This window comes from Pseudomonas sp. NPDC089422 (genome assembly GCF_044749405.1).
Lineage (GTDB): Bacteria > Pseudomonadota > Gammaproteobacteria > Pseudomonadales > Pseudomonadaceae > Aquipseudomonas.
The window spans coordinates 184,507-204,957 of record NZ_JBIVHW010000002.1 but is presented as its reverse complement, the minus strand read 5'-3'; the positions used below and the strand labels follow the sequence as shown (position 1 = coordinate 204,957).

17 protein-coding genes are annotated in these 20,451 nt (G+C 63.2%); 3 read left to right on the top strand and 14 right to left on the bottom strand.

Going from position 1 to position 20,451, the window contains the following annotated elements; all coding sequences use genetic code 11:
* The first annotated feature begins 42 nt into the window (after window positions 1-42).
* Together selO and trxC are read left to right on the top strand one after the other, a co-directional pair.
* Entirely contained in the window at window positions 43-1,503 is a 1,461-nt protein-coding gene (gene selO, locus ACIPZ8_RS04645) for a protein adenylyltransferase SelO (protein ID WP_400720014.1), read from the top strand.
* A 17-nt stretch (window positions 1,504-1,520) separates the two neighbouring features.
* The gene (gene trxC, locus ACIPZ8_RS04640; protein ID WP_400720012.1) at window positions 1,521-1,955 is read left to right on the top strand and encodes a thioredoxin TrxC; all 435 of its coding nucleotides are present in this window, start codon (window positions 1,521-1,523) and stop codon (window positions 1,953-1,955) included.
* A 3-nt stretch (window positions 1,956-1,958) separates the two neighbouring features.
* Here the strand turns inward: trxC and ACIPZ8_RS04635 are convergent, their stop codons facing one another.
* From ACIPZ8_RS04635 to ACIPZ8_RS04620, 4 genes are all read right to left on the bottom strand, one after another.
* The gene (locus tag ACIPZ8_RS04635; protein WP_400720010.1) at window positions 1,959-2,315 is read right to left on the bottom strand and encodes a type II toxin-antitoxin system HigA family antitoxin; all 357 of its coding nucleotides are present in this window, start codon (window positions 2,313-2,315) and stop codon (window positions 1,959-1,961) included.
* Complete coding sequence (locus ACIPZ8_RS04630) at window positions 2,305-2,613, bottom strand: type II toxin-antitoxin system HigB family toxin (protein WP_400720008.1); 309 nt, start codon at window positions 2,611-2,613, stop codon at window positions 2,305-2,307. Before ACIPZ8_RS04630 ends, ACIPZ8_RS04635 begins: the two co-directional genes overlap by 11 nt.
* Window positions 2,614-2,684: 71 nt before the next feature.
* Window positions 2,685-3,458 carry a ParA family protein gene (locus ACIPZ8_RS04625; RefSeq protein WP_400720006.1) on the bottom strand — a complete coding sequence of 258 codons (774 nt, stop codon included), beginning with the start codon at window positions 3,456-3,458 and terminating at the stop codon, window positions 2,685-2,687.
* 90 nt (window positions 3,459-3,548) lie between these two features.
* On the bottom strand, window positions 3,549-4,451 hold the full coding sequence (locus tag ACIPZ8_RS04620; RefSeq protein WP_400720004.1) for a LysR substrate-binding domain-containing protein: 903 nt from the start codon (window positions 4,449-4,451) through the stop codon (window positions 3,549-3,551).
* 164 nt (window positions 4,452-4,615) lie between these two features.
* On the opposite strand from ACIPZ8_RS04620, the gene ACIPZ8_RS04615 reads away from it, so the two are divergent.
* Window positions 4,616-5,803, top strand: a complete 1,188-nt coding sequence (locus ACIPZ8_RS04615; RefSeq protein WP_400720470.1) for an MFS transporter — start codon at window positions 4,616-4,618, stop codon at window positions 5,801-5,803.
* A 104-nt stretch (window positions 5,804-5,907) separates the two neighbouring features.
* On the opposite strand, the gene hemE is transcribed toward ACIPZ8_RS04615, so the two are convergent.
* The 10 genes from hemE to pilM all read right to left on the bottom strand — a co-directional run bounded on the left by hemE (window position 5,908) and on the right by pilM (window position 20,416).
* Entirely contained in the window at window positions 5,908-6,972 is a 1,065-nt protein-coding gene (gene hemE / locus ACIPZ8_RS04610) for a uroporphyrinogen decarboxylase (RefSeq protein ID WP_400720002.1), read from the bottom strand.
* 149 nt (window positions 6,973-7,121) lie between these two features.
* The gene (locus ACIPZ8_RS04605; RefSeq protein ID WP_294333869.1) at window positions 7,122-8,540 is read right to left on the bottom strand and encodes an FAD-dependent oxidoreductase; all 1,419 of its coding nucleotides are present in this window, start codon (window positions 8,538-8,540) and stop codon (window positions 7,122-7,124) included.
* A gap of 106 nt (window positions 8,541-8,646) precedes the next feature.
* Window positions 8,647-13,092, bottom strand: coding sequence for a glutamate synthase large subunit (gene gltB / locus ACIPZ8_RS04600; RefSeq protein ID WP_400720000.1), 4,446 nt, complete (start codon window positions 13,090-13,092; stop codon window positions 8,647-8,649).
* A 375-nt stretch (window positions 13,093-13,467) separates the two neighbouring features.
* Window positions 13,468-15,093: an AAA family ATPase gene (locus tag ACIPZ8_RS04595; protein WP_400719999.1), complete on the bottom strand. Its 1,626-nt coding sequence runs from the start codon at window positions 15,091-15,093 to the stop codon at window positions 13,468-13,470.
* Between the two features lie 15 nt (window positions 15,094-15,108).
* Window positions 15,109-16,206, bottom strand: coding sequence for a 3-dehydroquinate synthase (aroB, locus tag ACIPZ8_RS04590; protein WP_400719997.1), 1,098 nt, complete (start codon window positions 16,204-16,206; stop codon window positions 15,109-15,111).
* Between the two features lie 94 nt (window positions 16,207-16,300).
* On the bottom strand, window positions 16,301-16,819 hold the full coding sequence (gene aroK / locus ACIPZ8_RS04585) for a shikimate kinase AroK (protein WP_060509908.1): 519 nt from the start codon (window positions 16,817-16,819) through the stop codon (window positions 16,301-16,303).
* A 4-nt stretch (window positions 16,820-16,823) separates the two neighbouring features.
* A complete protein-coding gene (locus tag ACIPZ8_RS04580) occupies window positions 16,824-18,092 on the bottom strand; it encodes a type IV pilus secretin PilQ (protein WP_400719995.1) in 1,269 nt (422 codons plus the stop codon).
* Complete coding sequence (locus ACIPZ8_RS04575) at window positions 18,016-19,032, bottom strand: pilus assembly protein PilP (protein ID WP_400719993.1); 1,017 nt, start codon at window positions 19,030-19,032, stop codon at window positions 18,016-18,018. The genes ACIPZ8_RS04580 and ACIPZ8_RS04575 overlap by 77 nt, the downstream gene beginning before the upstream one ends.
* Entirely contained in the window at window positions 19,029-19,565 is a 537-nt protein-coding gene (locus tag ACIPZ8_RS04570) for a PilN domain-containing protein (RefSeq protein WP_400719991.1), read from the bottom strand. Before ACIPZ8_RS04570 ends, ACIPZ8_RS04575 begins: the two co-directional genes overlap by 4 nt.
* Window positions 19,565-20,416, bottom strand: a complete 852-nt coding sequence (gene pilM, locus ACIPZ8_RS04565; RefSeq protein WP_400719989.1) for a type IV pilus biogenesis protein PilM — start codon at window positions 20,414-20,416, stop codon at window positions 19,565-19,567. Before pilM ends, ACIPZ8_RS04570 begins: the two co-directional genes overlap by 1 nt.
* Window positions 20,417-20,451: the final 35 nt, after the last annotated feature.

The following is a 20,451-nucleotide window of genomic DNA, read 5'->3' as shown; positions in this document are numbered from 1 at the left end:
GGCTCGAATGCTTTATTCTGTGCTGAATCTCAGGAGCAGCCCGTGAAAGCCCTCGACCAACTCACCTTCGACAATCGCTTCGCCCGCCTGGGCGATGCGTTCTCCACCCAGGTCCTGCCCGAGCCGATTGCCGAGCCGCGCCTGGTGGTGGCCAGCGAGTCGGCCATGGGCCTGCTCGACCTCGACCCGGCCCAGGCCAATGAGCCAGTGTTCGCCGAGCTGTTCAGCGGCCACAAGCTCTGGGACCAGGCCGATCCGCGGGCGATGGTCTATTCCGGCCACCAGTTCGGCTCCTACAACCCGCGCCTGGGCGATGGCCGCGGCCTGCTGCTGGCCGAAGTGCTGAATGACCAGGGCGAGCACTGGGACCTGCACCTCAAGGGCGCCGGCCAGACGCCCTATTCGCGCATGGGCGACGGCCGCGCCGTGCTGCGCTCGTCGATCCGCGAGTTCCTCGCTTCAGAGGCACTGCACGCGTTGGGCATCCCCACCAGCCGGGCACTGTGCGTGATCGGTTCGAGCACTCCGGTATGGCGCGAAACCCGCGAGAGCGCGGCAATGCTCACCCGCCTGGCGCAGAGCCATGTGCGTTTCGGGCATTTCGAATACTTCTACTACACCAAACAGCCGGAACAGCAGCGTATGCTGATCGACCACGTGCTGGAGCAGCACTACGCCGAATGCCGTGATGCCGAGCAGCCTTACCTCGCCATGTTCCGCACCATCGTCGAGCGCAACGCCGAGCTGATCGCCCGCTGGCAGGCCTATGGCTTCTGCCACGGGGTGATGAACACCGACAACATGTCGATCCTCGGCATCACCTTCGATTTCGGCCCGTTCGCCTTCCTCGACGACTTCGACGCCAACTTCATCTGCAACCACTCCGACGACCGTGGCCGCTACAGCTACGCCAACCAGGTACCGATCGCCCACTGGAACCTCAGCGCCCTGGCCCAGGCCCTGACCACGGTGATCGAGGTGGAACCGCTCAAGGACGCGCTTGGCCTGTTCCTGCCGCTGTATCAGGCGCACTATCTGGACCTGATGCGTCGGCGCCTGGGCCTGACCACTGCGGAAGACGACGACATGGCGCTGGTCGAGCGCCTGCTGCAGCGCATGCAGAGCGGTGGCGTGGATTACAACCTGTTCTTCCGCAAGCTGGGCGACCAGCCCGCTGCCGAGGCGCTGAAGGCGGTGCGCGACGACTTCATCGACCTTGCCGGCTTCGATGCCTGGGGTGTGGATTACCTGGCCCGCTGCGAGCGCGAGGCGGGCAATGCCGAAGGCCGTCGTGAGCGCATGCACGCAGTGAACCCGCTGTACGTGTTGCGCAACTACCTGGCGCAGAAGGCCATCGAAGCGGCCGAAGCGGGGGATTACAGTGAGGTGCGACGCCTGCACCAGGTGCTGAGCAAGCCGTTCGAGGCGCAAGCCGGCATGCAGGCCTATGCCGAGCGCCCACCGGAGTGGGGCAAGCACCTGGAAATCAGCTGTTCTTCATAATGTTCAAGGAAACCCACATGTCCGAGCCACTGGTAATCCCCTGCCCCCACTGCAACGGCCTCAACCGCCTGCCGGCAGCGCGCCTGGGCGACGCCCCGAAATGCGGCCGCTGCAAACAGGACGTGCTGCTGAGCCAGCCCTTCGAACTCAGCGAAGCCAACTACGCCAGCCAGATCAAGGGCGACCTGCCGCTGCTGATCGACATCTGGGCCGACTGGTGCGGCCCATGCAAATCCTTCGCCCCGACCTTCGAACAGGCTGCCCGCCAGCTCAGCGGCCGCTGCCGCCTGGCCAAGCTCGACAGCGAAGCCAACCGCAACCTGGCCGGGCAACTGGGCATCCGCTCGATCCCCAGCCTGATCCTGTTCAAGAACGGCCGCGAAATCAGCCGCCAGGCCGGGGCGTTCCCACTCCAGTCGCTGCTGGAGTGGTTGCGTAGCCAGGGGGTCTAGTTTTCAGGCGTTTGCCAGCAGGGACTCGTAGGGAATGCGCAGGCCATCATGCAGGCGCTTGATCATGGATAGGCTTAGACCGCGCTTGCCATTAAGGACTTCCGAAACCCGCCCGCTTGGACCGATGAAGGGCTCAAGATCCCGCGGCGTAAGTCCCTGTTGATCCATGCAGAACTTGATGGCCTCAATGGGGTTGGCAGGATGAATGGGATAGTGCTGGTTTTCGTATACCTCGATCAGTGTCACGAGCACTTCCATTTCATCAGCTTCTGGCGTGCCAGCTTCTGCCTGGAAAATAGTTTCGAGCCGCTGAAATGCCGCTCGAAGATCGTCATCATTGCGGATTGGCTTAATATTCACAGATTGTCTCCACGTCAATCTCGTCATAGCGCCTGTGCGTGCCGACGAATTTCACCCAGGCAATACCGGCTCGATACTGCATTTCGACCACTAGCCGGTACTTGTTACCTCCGATGTTAAAGACCACGCGGTTATTGCCACATATGCTGGCGTTGCCAATCTGATCCTTTACATCCTGCGGCGTTCGCCAGATGGCCTTGATGGCCATATCGTGCCAACTTTCCAAGGGTGCCTTGGCATCTTCATACCCGGGTAATTCCCAGAACTTCACCAAGGTGCTTTTGGCAATGACGCGCATCCAAGCACATCTCCCGTTTTGGGAGATTATGCTCGGGACCCGGCTTTCATGCAAGAGATTGGGTGTAAGGCTTACTCGCAGCGCTCAAGCAAATCGTGCAGTTCGACAAACTGCTGGGTCAGCTTGTGCCGCGGCTCCAGGTGGATCAGCGGCAGGCTGGCGTGGTGCGATTCACGCATTTTCACCGAGCTGCCCAGGTACACCGGTAGCACCGGCAGCCCTTCTGCCAGCAGCTCTTCGAGCATCTGCTGAGGCAGGCTGGCGCGGGACTGGTACTGGTTGACTACGATGCCTTCAACCTGAAGGTCTTCATTGTGGTCCTCCTTGAGCTCTGCGATCTCAGCCAGCAGGCCGTACAGTGCCTGGCGCGAGAAACTGTCGCAGTCGAAGGGGATCAGCACGCGATCAGCGGCGATCAATGCGGAAACTGCGTAGAAGTTGAGGGCTGGCGGCGTGTCGATGTAGATCCGGTCGTAGTCCTCGTCCAGCTCGTCGAGCAACTTACGCAGCTTGTTGATCTTGTGCTTGGCTTCCAGCTTGGGTTGCAGGTCGGCCAGCTCCGCCGTGGCGGTGACCACATGCAGGTTGTCGAACGGGGTTTCGTAGATATCGACCTTGTTCTTCTTGCTGAACGGTCCACTGGACAGGCTCTGCTTGAAGAAGTCGGCAATACCCATGGGGATATCGTCGCCAGTGAGGCCGGTCAGGTACTGGGTCGAGTTGGCCTGGGCATCCAGGTCGATCAGCAAGGTCCGATAACCCTCGCTGGCGCTCACCGCCGCCAGGTTGCAAGCGATGCTCGACTTGCCCACGCCACCTTTCTGATTGAACACCACGCGCCGCATGATTGACCTCCGTGTATCAACGAATGCCCGAGTATGTGGCGGCGCAGCGGCAATGGCCAGTGCCATTTGCCCATTCGCGGGCACAGCACATCACCCCTCCTGGCCTGCCACCAGCCCCGTCAGCAACTCGGCGAACGCCCGGGCCATCGCCGAACCGCCGCGCTCGCGTTGCACCAGCCACACTGCCGACATCGCACCTTCATCCAGCAACGTGCGGTAAACCACGCCTTCGATCTGCATGCGTTTGAAGGATGCGGGCAGCACCGACACTCCCAACCCCGCCGACACCAGGCCGATGATGGTCATCGCCTCCCCCGCTTCCTGAGAGAAATGCGGGCTGAACCCGGCCTGGCGCGCCAGGCTCAGCAACTGTGCATGCAAGCCACTGCCATAGCTGCGCGGGAAGAACACGAACGGTTCATGGGCCAGGGCGGTCATGTGCACGCCATGTTCCGTACCTTCCGCCAACGGATGCGAGGCATTGATCACTGCCACCAGCGGTTCGCGAAACAGTTCGGTGGCCACCAGGCCTTCCGGTAGCGGCATCGGCCGCATCAGACCGACTTCGATGGATTCGTCGAACACCCCTTCGGCGACATCCCGGCTGCTCATTTCCTTGAGGTTCAGGTGCACTGCGGGGAAGCGCTGGCGAAAGGCATGAATGGCCTTGGGAATCTTCGACGTGAACGGCGCCGATGACGTGAAGCCGATTTTCATCTCGCCCAGTTCACCCAACTGCGCACGGCGCGCCACATCGGCTGCCTTCTCCACCTGCGCCAGCACCTGGCGCGCCTCTTCAAGAAACAGTCGGCCCGCCTCGCTCAGCTCGACCCGACGATTGGTCCGCTCGAACAGGCGAGCGCCCAGTTCCTGTTCCAGCGCCTGAATCTGTTGGCTCAACGGCGGCTGGGAGATGCCCAGTTGCTGGGCCGCGCGGCCGAAGTGCAACTCTTCGGCAACGGCAATGAAGTAACGCAAATGGCGCAGTTCCATGATCGGCTCCAATCAGGTCGTCAAACGTCTCAAATAGGTCGAACAATATATTGGATCTAATCATTAGCCAGCTATATGCTTTTTTCATTGCGCCAGAGGTACCGCCCGTGAAAACTGCTGTAGCCCCCCTTCCTGCCGGCCCAGAACCTGCCCCCCTGAACGACATGTGGATCGAGAAAGGCACCCCCGCCTTCATGAAAACCGTGCTGGCCCTGTTCAGCGGCGGCTTCGCCACGTTCGCCCTGCTGTACTGCGTGCAGCCGATGATGCCGCTGCTGTCGAAGGAGTTTTCCATCAACGCAGCGCAAAGCAGCCTGGTGCTGTCGGTGTCCACCGCAATGCTGGCGTTCGGCCTGCTGATCACCGGTCCGATCTCCGACCGCATCGGCCGCAAGCCGGTGATGGTCTTTGCCCTGGTCTGCGCCGCCCTGTCGACCCTGGCCAGCGCGGTGATGCCGAGCTGGGAGCTGGTGCTGGCCACCCGCGCCTTGGTGGGCCTGTCGCTGAGCGGCCTGGCGGCGGTGGCGATGACCTACCTGAGCGAAGAGATCCACCCGCAGCACATCGGCCTGGCCATGGGCCTGTACATCGGCGGCAATGCCATCGGCGGCATGAGCGGGCGGTTGATTACCGGGGTATTGATCGATTTCGTCAGTTGGCACACGGCGATGCTGACCATTGGCGGCCTGGCCCTGGTGGCGGCGCTGGTGTTCTGGAAAGTGCTGCCTGAATCGCGCAATTTCCGCCCGCAGTTGATGAACCCGCGCAGCCTGCTGGACGGCTTCGTCATGCACTTCAAGGACGCCGGGCTGCCGTGGCTGTTCCTCGAAGCCTTCCTGCTGATGGGGGCTTTCGTCACCCTGTTCAACTACATCGGCTACCGCCTGCTGGCCGAGCCCTATCACATGAACCAGGCGCTGGTCGGCTTGCTGTCGGTGGTGTACCTGTCGGGTATCTACAGCTCGGCACAGGTCGGTGCGCTGGCCGACAAGCTGGGCCGGCGCAAGGTGTTCTGGGCCAGTATCGTGGTGATGGCCGGCGGTTTGCTGATGACGCTGGCCAACCCGCTGGCACTGGTGATCGTCGGCATGCTGGTGTTCACCTTCGGCTTCTTCGGTGCGCACTCGGTGGCCAGCAGCTGGATCGGCCGCCGGGCGCTGAAGGCCAAGGGGCAGGCTTCGTCGCTGTACCTGTTCAGCTACTACGCAGGGTCCAGCGTGGCCGGTACGGCCGGTGGGGTGTTCTGGCACCAATGGGGCTGGAACGGCATCGGGCTGTTCATTGGCAGCCTGCTGGCGGTGGCGTTGCTGGTGGCATTGCACCTTAGCAAACTGGCGCCGAAATCGGTGTGAAGCCTTCGCAGGCTTGCCCGCGAATAGGCCCTCGGACCAGTTGATGATCTTCCCTGGTCCACAAAAAAGCCCGGCATTTGGCCGGGCTTTTCGTTTTAACACGCTTACTGATGGTACTGCGCCGACAGCTCGTGAACGGCGTTGATGAACACCCCTGCGTGCTCCGGATCGACTTCCGGAGTGATGCCATGGCCCAGGTTGAATACATGGCCGGTGCCCTGGCCATAGCTGGCCAGAATGCGCGCCACTTCCTTGCGGATGGCTTCTGGCTTGGCATAGAGCACGGTCGGATCCATGTTGCCCTGCAGGGCCACCTTGTCACCGACGCGGCGGCGGGCGTCGCCGATCTCACAGGTCCAGTCCAGGCCCAGCGCATCAGCACCAGCTTCGGCGATGCTTTCCAGCCACAGGCCGCCGTTCTTGGTGAACAGGATCACCGGCACCTTGCGCCCTTCGTGTTCGCGGATCAGGCCGCTGACGATCTTGCGCATGTAGGCCAGGGAGAACTCCTGGTAAGCCGCCGCCGACAGGTTGCCGCCCCAGGTATCGAAGATCTGTACGGCCTGGGCGCCAGCGAGGATCTGGCCGTTGAGGTAGCTGGTGACCGACTGGGCCAGCTTGTCCAGCAGCAGGTGCAGGGCTTGCGGGTTGTCGTAGGCCATGGCCTTGGTCTTGCGGAAGTCCTTCGACGAGCCACCTTCGACCATGTAGGTGGCCAGGGTCCACGGGCTGCCGGAGAAACCGATCAGCGGCACGCGACCATTAAGTTCGCGGCGGATGGTGCTGACCGCGTCCATCACGTAGCCAAGGTCTTTCTGCGGGTCAGGGATCGGCAGTGCTTCGATATCGGCCGGGGTGCTGATGGTCTTCTTGAAACGCGGGCCTTCGCCGGTTTCGAAGTACAGGCCCAGGCCCATGGCGTCGGGGATGGTGAGGATGTCCGAGAACAGGATCGCCGCGTCCAGCGGGTAGCGGTCAAGCGGCTGCAGGGTTACCTCGCAGGCGAACTGCGGGTTCATGCACAGGCTCATGAAATCACCGGCCTTGGCGCGGCTGGCGCGGTACTCCGGCAGGTAGCGGCCGGCCTGGCGCATCATCCAGACAGGGGTGACGTCTACGGGTTGCTTGAGCAGTGCACGCAGGAAACGATCGTTCTTCAGGGCAGTCATGTCGGCATCCGGAAAAATAGTGCGGGCATTTTCTCAGACGCCAGCGCAAAAGGCACGGTCAAGGCCATGCGTTTTGTCTATTGGGTGCCACAGATCAAACGATTTTGTATACAAAATGCTTGGGGCCGCAATGCGGCCCCTGCAATTGGTCAGACTTCGAGGTAGTCCAGGATGCCTTCGGCAGCGTTGCGGCCTTCGAAGATCGCCGTCACCACCAGGTCCGAACCGCGCACCATGTCGCCACCAGCGAACACTTTCGGGTTGCTGGTCTGGTGCTTGAACTTGGCTTTCTCCGGGGCCACCACGCGGCCCTGGCTGTCCAGCTGGATGCCATGCTGCTCGAACCACGGTGCCGGGCTTGGGCGGAAGCCGAAGGCGATCACCACGGCATCGGCCGGGAGGATCTCTTCGGAGCCCGGGATCGGCTCGGGGCTACGACGGCCACGGGCATCCGGCTCGCCGAGACGGGTCTCGACCACCTTCACGCCTTCGACCTTGTCCTCGCCGACGATGGCGATGGGCTGGCGGTTGTAGAGGAACTTGACGCCTTCTTCCTTGGCGTTCTTCACCTCTTTGCGCGAACCCGGCATGTTGGCTTCGTCACGGCGATAGGCGCAGGTCACCGACTTGGCGCCCTGGCGGATCGAGGTGCGGTTGCAGTCCATCGCGGTGTCGCCACCGCCGAGCACCACAACCTTCTTGCCCTGCATGTCGACGAAGTCTTCCGGCGACTTCTCGAAGCCCAGGTTGCGGTTGACGTTGGCGATCAGGAAGTCCAGGGCGTCATGCACGCCTGGCAGGTCTTCGCCCGGGAAACCACCCTTCATGTAGGTGTAGGTGCCCATGCCCATGAACACGGCGTCGTACTCGGCGAGCAACTGTTCCATGGTGATGTCCTTGCCCACCTCGGTGTTCAGGCGGAACTCGATGCCCATGCCGGTGAAGACCTCGCGTCGATTGCTCAGCACGGTCTTTTCCAGCTTGAACTCGGGGATGCCGAAGGTCAGCAGGCCACCGATCTCAGGGTTCTTGTCGAACACCACCGGGGTCACGCCACCACGCACCAACACGTCGGCGCAGCCCAGGCCAGCCGGGCCGGCACCGATGATGGCGACGCGCTTGCCGGTTGGCTTGACCTTGGACATGTCCGGGCGCCAGCCCATGGCAAAGGCGGTGTCGGTGATGTACTTCTCCACCGAGCCGATGGTCACCGCGCCGAAACCGTCGTTCAGGGTGCAGGCACCCTCGCACAGACGGTCCTGCGGGCACACGCGGCCGCACACTTCCGGCAGGGTGTTGGTCTGGTGCGACAGTTCGGCTGCGGCCAGGATATTGCCTTCGGAGACCAGCTTCAGCCAGTTGGGGATGAAGTTGTGTACCGGGCACTTCCATTCGCAATACGGGTTACCGCAGCCCAGGCAGCGGTGTGCCTGCTCCACGGACTGCGCAGGCTTGAACGGTTCGTAGATTTCCACGAACTCCTTCTTGCGCTGGCGCAGCAGCTTTTTCTTGGGGTCCTTGCGGCCCACTTCGATGAACTGGAAGTCGTTGTTCAGACGTTCAGCCATTTTTCAAAACCTCTTTACCGCAGTTGCCAGCCTCAGGCTGCAAGCTGCAAGACGATCACTTGAGCACGACAGGCCCCGCGCACGGGGCCGTCACTTGCAGCTGTTCTTACTGCGGGTTGGCACGGGTGCTGGACAGCAGTTGCTTGAGGTTGGCCGCCTTCGGCTTGACCAGCCAGAAGCGCCGCACGTAGTCGTCCAGGTTCTCGAAGAGCTCACGCCCCCACTCGCTGCCAGTCTCTTCCACGTATTCGCCAAGGACCCGCGCCAGGTGGCTACGGTAGGCTTCCATCGCCTCACCACTGATGCGCTGGATTTCCACCAGTTCGTGGTTGAGCTTGTCGACGAAGCTGTTGTCCATGTCGAGCACGTAGGCGAAGCCGCCAGTCATGCCAGATCCGAAGTTGTAACCGGTCTTGCCCAGAACGCAGACAAAGCCACCGGTCATGTATTCACAGCAGTGATCGCCAGTACCCTCGACAACAGCGTGGGCGCCGGAGTTACGCACAGCGAAGCGCTCGCCCGCGGTACCTGCGGCGAACAGCTTGCCGCCGGTGGCACCGTACAGGCAGGTATTGCCGACGATGGCGCTGTGCTGGGTGGCGAACGGGCTGCCGGCTGGCGGCACGATGGTCACCTTGCCACCGGTCATGCCTTTGCCGACGTAGTCGTTGGCGTCACCTTCCAGGTGCAGGTTCAGGCCACCGGCGTTCCACACGCCGAAGCTCTGGCCGGCAGTACCCTTGAAGCGGAAGGTCACCGGCTTGTCGGCCATGCCCTGGTTGCCGTACAGCTTGGCGATTTCACCAGAGATACGGGCACCGATGGAACGGTCGCAGTTGCAGATGTCGAGGCTGAACTCGCCACCGGCCTGGTCGCGGATCGCCGGCAAGGCCATCTCGACCATTTTCTCGGCCAACTCGCCCTTGTCGAACGGCGGGTTCTTGTCCACTTCGCAGAACTGCGGCTTGTCGGCCGGGATGTGCGAGCTGCCCAGCAGTGGCGACAGGTCGAGATACTGCTGGCGTTCGGTGTCGCCTGGCAGTACGTCGAGCAGGTCGGTACGGCCAATCAGCTCGCCGAGGCTGCGCACGCCCAGCTTGGCCAGCCACTCACGGGTTTCTTCGGCGACGAAGGTGAAGAAGTTGATCACCATGTCGACGGTGCCGATGTAGTGGTCCTTGCGCAGCTTCTCGTTCTGGGTGGCCACGCCGGTGGCGCAGTTGTTCAGATGGCAGATGCGCAGGTACTTGCAACCCAGGGCGATCATCGGCGCGGTGCCGAAGCCGAAGCTCTCGGCGCCGAGGATGGCGGCCTTGATCACATCCAGGCCGGTCTTCAGGCCACCGTCGGTCTGTACCCGTACCTTGCCGCGCAGGTCGTTGCCGCGCAGGGTCTGGTGGGTTTCAGCCAGGCCCAGTTCCCACGGGGCGCCAGCGTACTTGATCGAGGTCAGCGGCGAAGCACCGGTACCACCGTCGTAACCGGAGATGGTGATCAGGTCGGCATAGGCCTTGGCCACGCCAGCGGCGATGGTGCCAACGCCGGCCTCAGCCACCAGCTTGACCGAAACCAGGGCCTGCGGGTTGACCTGCTTGAGGTCGTAGATCAGCTGGGCCAGGTCTTCGATCGAGTAGATATCGTGGTGCGGCGGCGGCGAGATCAGGGTCACGCCCGGTACCGCATAGCGCAGCTTGGCGATCAGCCCATTGACCTTGCCGCCTGGCAGCTGGCCGCCTTCACCGGGCTTGGCGCCCTGGGCAACCTTGATCTGCAGCACTTCGGCGTTGACCAGGTATTCCGGGGTCACACCAAAGCGGCCAGTGGCCACCTGCTTGATCTTCGAGCTGCGGATGGTGCCGTAGCGCGACGGATCTTCACCGCCCTCACCGGAGTTGGAGCGTGCCCCCAGGCGGTTCATCGCCTCGGCCAGGGCTTCGTGAGCTTCCGGCGACAGTGCGCCCAGCGAGATACCGGCGGAGTCGAAGCGCTTGAGGATGGCCTCCAGCGGCTCGATCTGATCCAGCGGCAGGGCCTCGTCGGCCACTTTCACTTTCAGCAGGTCGCGGATCATCGACACCGGGCGCTGGTCGACCAGCGTGGTGTATTCCTTGAACTTGGCGTAGTCGCCCTGCTGCACAGCGGCTTGCAGGGTGTTGACCACGTCCGGGTTGTACGCGTGGTATTCGCCACCGTGGACGAACTTCAGCAGGCCACCCTGCTGGATCGGCTTGCGCGCGCTCCAGGCTTCGGCTGCCAGCAGCTTCTGATCACCTTCGAGGTCGACGAAGCGCGCACCCTTGATGCGGCTGGACACGCCCTTGAAGCTCAGGCCGACCACTTCTTCGGCCAGGCCCACGGCTTCGAACAGCTGGGCGCCACGGTACGAGGCGATGGTGGAGATGCCCATCTTCGACAGGATCTTCAGCAGGCCCTTGGAAATGCCTTTGCGGTAGTACTTGAAGACCTCGTCCAGATCGCCCAGCACTTCGCCGGTACGGATCAGGTCGGCCAGCACTTCGTAGGCCAGGTACGGGTACACGGCCGAGGCGCCGAAGCCCAGCAGCACGGCGAAGTGGTGCGGGTCGCGGGCAGTGGCGGTTTCGACCAGGATGTTGCTGTCGCAACGCAGGCCCTGTTCGGTCAGGCGGTGGTGCACGGCACCCACGGCCAGCGAAGCGTGTACCGGCAGCTTGCCCGGGGCGATGTAACGGTCGCTCAGCACCAGCTGGGTCTTGCCGCTGCGCACGGCTTCTTCAGCCTGGTCGGCGATATTGCGGATGGCTGCTTCCAGGCCGACGCTCTCTTCATAGTTGAGGTCGATCAGCTGGCGGTCGAAGCCCTCGCGTTCCAGGTTCATCAGCGAACGCCACTTGGCGGGCGAGATGACCGGCGAGCTGAGGATCACCCGCGAAGCATGCTCCGGGGATTCCTGGAAGATGTTGCGCTCGGCGCCCAGGCAGATTTCCAGGGACATGACGATCGCTTCGCGCAGCGGGTCGATCGGCGGGTTGGTCACCTGGGCGAACTGCTGGCGGAAGAAGTCGTACGGCGAACGCACGCGCTGCGAGAGCACGGCCATCGGCGTGTCGTCGCCCATCGAGCCGACCGCTTCCTGGCCCTGCTCGCCGAGTGGGCGCAGTACCTGGTCACGTTCCTCGAAGGTGACCTGGAACATCTTCATGTACTGCTTGAGCTGGTCAGCGTCGTAGCTGGCCACGCCCTGGTCGTCGGTCAGGGTCGCCTGGATGCGCAGGGCGTGCTGACGCAGCCAGCGCTTGTATGGGTGGCGCGACTTCAGGCGGTTGTCGATGGCGTCGGTGTCGAGGATCTGGCCGGTCTCGGTGTCCACGGCAAGGATCTGGCCCGGGCCGACACGGCCCTTGGCCAGGACTTCCTCAGGCTGGTAGCCCCACACGCCGATTTCCGAGGCGATGGTGATGTAGCCATTGGTGGTGGTCACCCAGCGCGCCGGGCGCAGGCCGTTACGGTCGAGCAGGCACACCGCGTGGCGGCCTTCGGTCATGACGATACCGGCCGGGCCATCCCACGGCTCCATGTGCATGGAGTTGTATTCGTAGAAGGCGCGCAGGTCGGCGTCCATGGTCTCGACGTTCTGCCAGGCTGGCGGTACCAGCATGCGCACGCCGCGGAACAGGTCGATGCCGCCGGTGACCATCAGTTCGAGCATGTTGTCCATGCTCGAGGAGTCGGAACCGACGCGGTTGACCAGCGGGCCGAGCTCTTCGAGGTCGGGGATCAGGTCGTTGGCGAACTTGGTGCGACGGGCCATGGCCCAGTTGCGGTTGCCGGTGATGGTGTTGATCTCGCCGTTGTGGGCGAGGAAGCGGAACGGCTGCGCCAGCGGCCATTTCGGCAGGGTGTTGGTGGAGAAGCGCTGGTGGAACACGCAGATCGCGGTTTGCAGGCGCTCGTCACCCAGGTCTGGATAGAACGCCGCGAGATCGCGCGGCATCATCAGGCCTTTGTAGATGATGGTCTTGTGCGAGAAGCTGCAGATGTAGTGGTCGGCGTCGTGGGCGTTGGCCACGGACGAACGGCGACGGGCACTGAACAGCTTGATGGCGAATTCCTGATCGCTCAGGCCTTCACCGCCGATGAACACCTGTTCGATCTGCGGCAGGCGCTCCAAGGCCAGGCGGCCGAGCACGCTGGTGTCGATCGGGACCTTGCGCCAGCCGACCAGCTTCAGGCCGGCAGCGACGATTTCGCGGTCCATGTTGGCGCGGGCAGCTTCGGCTTTGACCGGGTCCTGGTTGAAGAACACCATGCCGACGGCGTACTGCTTGGGCAGCTCGACGGCGAAGTGCTCCTGGGCCACGGCCCGCAGGAATTGATCGGGCTTCTGCATGAGCAGACCGCAACCGTCACCGGTTTTGCCGTCGGCGTTGATACCGCCGCGGTGGGTCATGCAGGTCAGTGCCTGCATGGCGGTTTGCAGAAGGTGGTGGCTCGGCTCGCCCGTCATATGGGCGATCAGGCCAAAACCACAGTTGTCCTTGAATTCTTCGGGATGGTACAGACCTGTTTTCATAGACACTTTCTCACCAGGTTCACCTCTCAACCGGAGGCAAATCTCTTTTATGTACAACCACTTACCATCCACGCCGATCAAACGCCAGCTTTTTTGCGGTGGCCATGGAAAACCATTGTTGCACAGCGACAGTCATACCCACAAATTTTCATGTCTCACCATTGAAAATTTATGTCGCAATTTTGAATGTTTTTGCGCCATGCGCCGTGATAGCGGCTTGGCTCGAGTCTGAAGCGTTTCAGCCATGACTGCAACAGAGGCTTGTGGCCGGCAGTCTGGGACAGAAAAGCCTGCCGCGCTCGGGCGCAGCAGGCTATTCGAATGTCGTTAATCGCTCAGCAACTGGGCGGCGGGGGTGATGCCGCCCGGCAGGTATCAGCGGGCCGAGGCCAGCTCTTGTTGGACGCTGGCAACGGTACGTGGCCAAGGTTTACCAGCCTGGACCTTCGCTGGCAAGTTCTTGATTGCAGCAACCGCTGCGTCGCGGTTGGCGAAGTTGCCGTAGGTGACTACGTACAGAGGCTTGCCCTGCAGGTTTTTCTTGAAGTAGCGATAGTCGCCACCCTGCGCCTTGACGAAGGCCTGGGCCGACGCCTCGGAGCTGGTGCCGAGGATCTGCACCACATAGTTGCCGGGTTTCTGGCCCGAGTACCAGCCACTGCTGCCGCCAGTGCTGGCGCTGGCGACCGGCTTTTCCACCGGTTTGGCAGCGGGTTTGGCGACAGCGACCTGAGTCGGTGCCGGCACCGGCTTGGCGGGCGCAACCGGCTTGACCGGCTGGGTAGCGACGGGCTTGGGCGCAGGCGCAACCGGCTGAGCCGGCGCGGTAACCTGGGCCATGCTCGGCGCAGGGCCTGCAGGCACGCCCTGTGGCGGCGCGATGGTGGTCACGGTCGGCGGATTGCCAGGCTGCAAGGCGGTGTTGCCGGCCGGGCTGCCTTCTTCGCCATCACCCATGCCGGCCGCTTGCGCCAGTGGCTCGCGCATGACTGGCTGGGACTGGCCCACCAGCGGCAGCGGCATCGGCTGCGACTGGCCGGAGAATTCGATGGCCGGGTTGCCGTTGTTCGACTGGGCACCACCTGGCTGGCCTTCGCCCAGCGGCAACTGGGCCTGGGCCACAGGCGCCTCGGCAGGGGCCTTGTCGCCTTTCTTGGGCATCAGAACCGCAGCACCTACGGCGACCACGACGACAGCGGACAGCGCGAGTACGTGTTTCTTAGGCATTTTGAACCCCATGGATGGTCGCTTGACCGTGGTACGGCTGGCGATCATGGCTTCGATCAAAGTATCGCGGGCGACCTGGTTGATGTTGCCAGGCCATCCGTCGGAGTTTTCATGAATATCGACTAGCTGTTCACGGGTGAACACCTCGATGCCCCGGCCAGCGCCTTCCAGGCGTTGCTCCAGGTACTCGCGGGTTTCTTCCTCGCTGTAGGGGGCGAGTTCAATGACGTGGAAGCGCTCTTCCTCGACCTGGATCTCGTCCAACCCGGCAATCAGCGACGGCTCGCCGAACAGGAACACGTGCGGGCGCCCTTCCGGTAGCCCTGCCGCCAGCTCCAGCAACGCTTGGAGTGCCGACTCGTCGAGTTGTTCCGCATCGTCCACCAGCAAATAGACTTCCTGCCCGGTCAGTGCCAGCTGCACCACCTTGTTCAGGATCGCCTGTACTTCAGGCTGGGAGACTTCCAGCGTCTGCGCCACCTGGCCGAGCACACTGGCAGCGTCGCTGGCGCCGCGGGCAGATACCACCACGCTCAGCACCGACTGCTTGTTGGTACTGGCCACCAGGGCCTGGCGCAGCAAGGTCTTGCCACTGCCCACGGGGCCGGTGACCACCAGCATCAGCTGGCTGTAGCGGGCCAGGTGATGCAGCTGGCCCAGCACCGGCTTGCGCTGGGCGGGGAAGAACTTGAAGCCGGGCACACGCGGTGCGAACGGATCGTGGCTCAACTGGTAATGTTCGAGGAACGCCTCATCGGCATGCAAACTGGTCATTACGCTGTCACAACCTCAAAGCTGGGCCACGATCGCGCGGTAATCCGCCGACAGCGTGGCCTGAAGAATCTCTTTCGGATAGTCGTCGGTGATCACGGCTTCGCCCAGCTGGCGCAGCAGCACCAGCCGCAGGCGACCATCGAGCACCTTCTTGTCGACCGCCATATGCTCCATGAAATGCGCCGGGGTCATTTCCTGTGGTGGCACCACCGGCAAACCTGCGTCCTGCAGCAGGCGGATTGCGCGATCACGCTCGGCCTGGTCGATCCAGCCCAGGCGCATGGACATTTCCAGGGCCATCACCGTGCCTGCAGCCACGGCTTCGCCGTGCAGCCATACGCCGTAGCCCATGTGGGTTTCGATAGCGTGGCCGAAGGTATGGCCCAGGTTCAGTGTGGCACGCACGCCGGACTCACGTTCGTCAGCGCCGACCACGGCAGCCTTGGCAGCGCAGGAGCGGCTGATCGCTTCGGTCAGCGCAGCGGGATCCAGGGCACGCAAGGCCTTCATGTTGTCTTCGAGCCAGGCAAGGAACGGCTTGTCGCAGATCAGGCCGTACTTGATCACTTCAGCCAGGCCTGCCGACAGCTCGCGCTCGGGCAAGGTCTTGAGGCTGGTGGTATCGATCAGCACCGCATTGGGCTGGTAGAAGGCACCGACCATGTTCTTGCCCAATGGGTGGTTGATGCCGGTCTTGCCGCCCACCGAGGAGTCGACCTGGGACAGCAGCGTGGTAGGCACCTGGATGAAATCGACACCACGCTGGTAGCAGGCCGCCGCAAAGCCGGCCATGTCGCCGATCACGCCACCGCCGAGGGCTACCACGGTGGTGCGACGGTCATGCCGCGCCGTCAGCAGGCCGTCGAAGATCAGTTGCAGGGTCTCCCAGTTCTTGTGAGCCTCGCCGTCCGGCAGGATCACTGGCAGCACCGAGTAGGCGCCGAGGGTCTTGCTCAGGCGTTCGAGATACAGGGGCGCGACGGTCTCGTTGGAAACGATGGCAACCTGCCGCCCGCGGATATGCGGCGCCAGCAGTTCGGCCTGGTCCAGCAGGCCTTCGCCAATGTAGATCGGGTAGCTACGCTCGCCCAGGTCGACCTTTAGTGTCTGCATGTATCCCCACAATGTTCTTGGGCGCGGCGCCGGCTGTACGACCCGCGCGGTAACGTTGAACCTCGCCTCGGCGCTGGCCGAGAATAGTCCCGGCTTAGCGGGGCGGCAACTGCTGCAGGCGCTCGAGAATATCGAGCACCACCATGCGCGGCGGCCGCTCGTCGGTTTCCACCACCAGGTCGGCGATTTCGCGATAGAGCGGGTCGCGCGCCTCCAGCAAGGCACGCAGGGTGGCTTCCGGGTTGGCGGTACGCAGCAGCGGGCGATTGCGATCGCGCGCCGTGCGCCCGACCTGCTGCTCCACCGAGGCGTGCAGGTAGATGACCCGACCGCCCTCGTGCAGTGCCTGGCGGTTTTCCGCGCGCATGACTGCGCCGCCGCCAGTCGCCACGACCACGCCATCGAGCGCGCAGAGCTCGGCGATCATCGCCTGCTCACGGTCACGGAAGCCCGGTTCGCCTTCTTTATCGAAGATCCACGGGATGTTGGCGCCGGTTCGCAGTTCGATTTCCTTGTCGGAATCCTTGAACAGCAGGCGCAGCTCTTTGGCCAACAGGCGCCCGATGGTGCTTTTGCCAGCACCCATGGGCCCTACAAGTATCAAATTTCGCACAGAATCAACGACTCACAGCAATCGCCTGGTCACTCATGATACGCGGAGTCAGGAAGACCAGCAGCTCGGATTTTTTCTCTTGTAATGCATCGCGTCGAAACAGCCGCCCAACATACGGCAGATCGCCAAAAAATGGCACCTTGTCGACCACATTGTTTTGCGTGGTCGAGTAGACACCACCAATGACAATGGTTTCACCGTCCGCCACACGGACCTTGGCATTGACCTCGTTCTTGCGAATCGGCGGCACGTCGTTCAGGGCATTGACGAAGTCAGGCTCGTCCTTGGTCACCTTGACCGTCATGATGACCTTGCCGTCCGGGGTGATCTGTGGCGTGACCTCCAGCGACAGCGAGGCCTCGCGAAAGGCCACCGAGGTGGCGCCACTCTTGCTGGTTTCCTGATAGGGCACCTCGGTACCCTTGAGAATCCTGGCGGTTTCCTTGTCGGCCGTGACCACCTTGGGCTGGGAGATGATTTCGCCGTTGCCGCTCTTTTCCATGGCGCTGAGCTCCAGGTCCAGCAGCACGCCGCCACGCAACAGGCCGACACCGATGCCGGCGCCACCCCGCTCCATGCCCAGGTCGACAAACAGGTCCTTGCCCAATTGCGGCGCTTCCCCGTAAAGCTGTCGCCCCCAGCGCACGCCCAGGCCCTTCTCATAGTCGACATTGGCCTCGACGATGCGCGCCTCGATCTCTACCTGCCGTACCGGCACATCCAGCTGAGCGACCAACTGCCGCAACTCGGCAAGGCGGTCCGCAGGCTGGTGCGCGACCAGGGTGTTGGTGCGAACGTCGACGCTCAGGCTGCCACGGCCGGTCAGAATGCCGTCATCCGCCAGGGTTGCCAGCAGCAGCTCTGCCAGGTCGGAAGCCTTGGCGTGATGGATCGGCAGCAACTCACGCCGCAAGGGTTGCAACTGCGCATCCAGCTCCTGCCCGATACGGGTGCCGCGAGATTGCTCGGCCAGTTCGGCGGCAGGCGCCACCAGCAGCACATTCCCTTCCTCGCGCCGAGCCAGCCCCTTGCTACGAAGGACCAGCTCCAGCGCCTGATCCCAGGGGACTTCGTGCAATCGCAGGGTGACATTGCCCTGGACGGTGTCACTGGCCACCAGGTTGATCCCGGCGTAGTCAGCCAGCACCTGTAGCACCGAGCGCACCTCGACATCCTGAAAATTCAGCGAGATGGGCTCACCCCGATAGGACGCCGCCATGCACCACTGACTGGGTATCAACGCCACCACCACCCACTTCAACAGCCATTTCATCACCTTCCGTGGCCTCCGTTGTCACGCTCTTCCTGAGCGTCAGCATTACCGTGCGCTCGCGCCACACGCCCCCTAGGAACAGCCGCTCACGCACATCCAGCTGCCTTTCTGCGACTTCCACCACAACACCACCGTCACGCCCCAGCCGATCACCGGGACGCACGCGATACAAGCGACCCGCCGCCAACAGCAACGCTTCGCGCTGCTGCCCCCGCTGCAGGCTGCCGACCATTTGCAACTGCGCCAGCGGGACGCTGGCAAGCCCTGCCTGCGCAATGCGCGTCGCCCATGCGGAAAACGGATCGAGAACCACTGGCTGTACTTCACCTCGAGCGGGTGAATCAGCCAGGGACAAGGGCTCGGGCACCGGACCGTCAGCCTGATAGGCATGCACACGCATGCCAAGGCGCAACAGGCCAGGCCGGTCATCGGCAGGTGCCAGCCGCAGCCCCTCGGCGCGCAGCAGGCGAGCCTGGCCAAGCCAGTCGTCCAGCCACATCCGCAGCCCCGAATAGCGCCCAACCACCTGCACGTCCAACGGTGTCTGCCAGTAGCCGGGCTGCCTTACCTCATCAAGTACATCGAGCCGCTCGAAGTGCAGGCCATGCGTATGTCCCGAGGTCGCCAACTGGTCGAGCAAGTCGCTAATGTCGTCCCCAGCGGCAAGACGCCAGCGAGCATCCTGCAAACGTTGCCGTGCCTCATCGAGGGCCTTGCGCATTTGCGAGAGCGCCAGCACCTCGGCAGCCTTGGCTTCATGCGCCTGAAGCAGGTGGCCCCGCCTGGCGAGCTCTTGCTCCTGAAGCTGCAGCCATTGCGGCAAGCGAAACAGACAGCCGAGGCCTAACAGGATGAGGCCCATGGCAAATGGCAGCGCGCGGCGAAAGCACCGCGAGCGCTCGATGAGAGCCAGCCATGCGCCTTGCTGCAGCAGATTCACGGCCTGATCGCCGACATGCGGGCCAACAACAGAAACTCGTCTCCGCCCGGCTGACTCTTCAGGCTTTTCAGCTCCAGTTCACCCATCACAGCAGACCGCTCCAGTTCGCGCATCAGCTGCGCCACGACGGCACCGGAGGCGGCCACACCGACCACGCTCACTCGTGAACCTTGCAACTCGAGCCTGAGCAGTCGAACACCCTCCGGCAGCGCCCGCTCCAGATCCGCAAACACGGCGGTCACCAGCCCCTGCTCGACACGCAAGTCAGCCAACGCCGCAGCCTGCGCACGCACCGCGTCATAGGATTGCCTGATACGATCATGCTCGGCCATCTGCACCTCGAGCACATCGATTGCAGCTTGCTGGCTATTGTTGGCAACGGCTTGCTGCCGCGCTCGCTGCCGGGCCAGCTGGTCGATCAGCAGCACCGCAGACAACGCCACGACTGCTGCCCCCACCAACATCAGGCGCAAACGCCGGAGCGCTGCCAGGCGCTGCTGCTCTCGCCACGGCATCAGATTCAGACGCACCATCAGCGCACACTCCCCATTGCCAGTGCAAAAGCCAAGGCCATGCAGCTCTCGCTGCAATCCACACCAGCCACAGGCGGCAATGGCCGGCATGGCAAGCCGAGACGTTCAGCCAGTCGGCTGTGCAAGCCTCGCCCGATCGCAGGAGCGCCGACGACAAGCACTTCTTCCGGCCCCGCCCCTTCAGCGAATACATCACCAGGCAACTCAGGCAGCGCACCCGGGAGCCATTCCCGCCGCACGGGCAGCGTATCGCCAAGCCAGCCATGCAGCGTCGAGCTGCCCGGTTCGATACGCAGGAGCGCTGCCTGGCCCTTGGCTTGGCTTGGCATCAGGCGGCGCAAGGCAATGCTGTCCACTTCCGCGACCACCAGCTCCAGCCCCGCGGCTTCGAATGCTGCCTGCACGGGCTGCAATGCGCTCTGACGGCTGGCCGCGACCAGGACATCCAGGCTACCGGGTTGCAGCAATGAGGCACCCAGCACCTGAAAGTCCAGCACCAGGTCTTCAAGGGGAAAGGGAAACAGCCGGTCCGCTTCCGCCAGCAGTTGTGCCTCCATTTGACTCGGGGCCTGACTGACTGGCAGCTGGCACAGCTTGCAGATCACTTGCGAGGCAGGCAGTGCCACGGCGACCCGGCGCTGGCGGCTGCCGGATTGCCGATAAGCGCTCCGCAGGGCAGCGACGATTCGATCCGGGTCCTGCCAGCCGTTGCCGGGCGCAAGCGGCTCGACCACCCAGACCAGCTGCTGGTAGCGCCCCCTGTGGCGCCGCAGCTGGGCAATGCGGATGGAGTCGGAAGCGATCTCCACCCCCAGCAGTGAACTGGCATCCTTGCCAAAACGTCCAAGCATAGCGACTTCCTTGTTACAACCATGAACCGCCGCAT

Excerpts from the sequence above, each read along its gene's own strand:
- trxC (WP_400720012.1), top strand. The coding sequence starts at position 1,521 with ATGTCCGAGCCACTGGTAATCCCCTGCCCCCACTGCAACGGCCTCAAC.
- ACIPZ8_RS04630 (WP_400720008.1), bottom strand. The coding sequence starts at position 2,613 with ATGCGCGTCATTGCCAAAAGCACCTTGGTGAAGTTCTGGGAATTACCC.
- ACIPZ8_RS04625 (WP_400720006.1), bottom strand. The coding sequence starts at position 3,458 with ATGCGGCGCGTGGTGTTCAATCAGAAAGGTGGCGTGGGCAAGTCGAGC.
- ACIPZ8_RS04620 (WP_400720004.1), bottom strand. The coding sequence starts at position 4,451 with ATGGAACTGCGCCATTTGCGTTACTTCATTGCCGTTGCCGAAGAGTTG.
- ACIPZ8_RS04615 (WP_400720470.1), top strand. The coding sequence starts at position 4,616 with ATGTGGATCGAGAAAGGCACCCCCGCCTTCATGAAAACCGTGCTGGCC.
- hemE (WP_400720002.1), bottom strand. The coding sequence starts at position 6,972 with ATGACTGCCCTGAAGAACGATCGTTTCCTGCGTGCACTGCTCAAGCAA.
- ACIPZ8_RS04605 (WP_294333869.1), bottom strand. The coding sequence starts at position 8,540 with ATGGCTGAACGTCTGAACAACGACTTCCAGTTCATCGAAGTGGGCCGC.
- gltB (WP_400720000.1), bottom strand. The coding sequence starts at position 13,092 with ATGAAAACAGGTCTGTACCATCCCGAAGAATTCAAGGACAACTGTGGT.
- ACIPZ8_RS04595 (WP_400719999.1), bottom strand. The coding sequence starts at position 15,093 with ATGACCAGTTTGCATGCCGATGAGGCGTTCCTCGAACATTACCAGTTG.
- aroB (WP_400719997.1), bottom strand. The coding sequence starts at position 16,206 with ATGCAGACACTAAAGGTCGACCTGGGCGAGCGTAGCTACCCGATCTAC.
- ACIPZ8_RS04580 (WP_400719995.1), bottom strand. The coding sequence starts at position 18,092 with ATGAAATGGCTGTTGAAGTGGGTGGTGGTGGCGTTGATACCCAGTCAG.
- ACIPZ8_RS04570 (WP_400719991.1), bottom strand. The coding sequence starts at position 19,565 with ATGGTGCGTCTGAATCTGATGCCGTGGCGAGAGCAGCAGCGCCTGGCA.
- pilM (WP_400719989.1), bottom strand. The coding sequence starts at position 20,416 with ATGCTTGGACGTTTTGGCAAGGATGCCAGTTCACTGCTGGGGGTGGAG.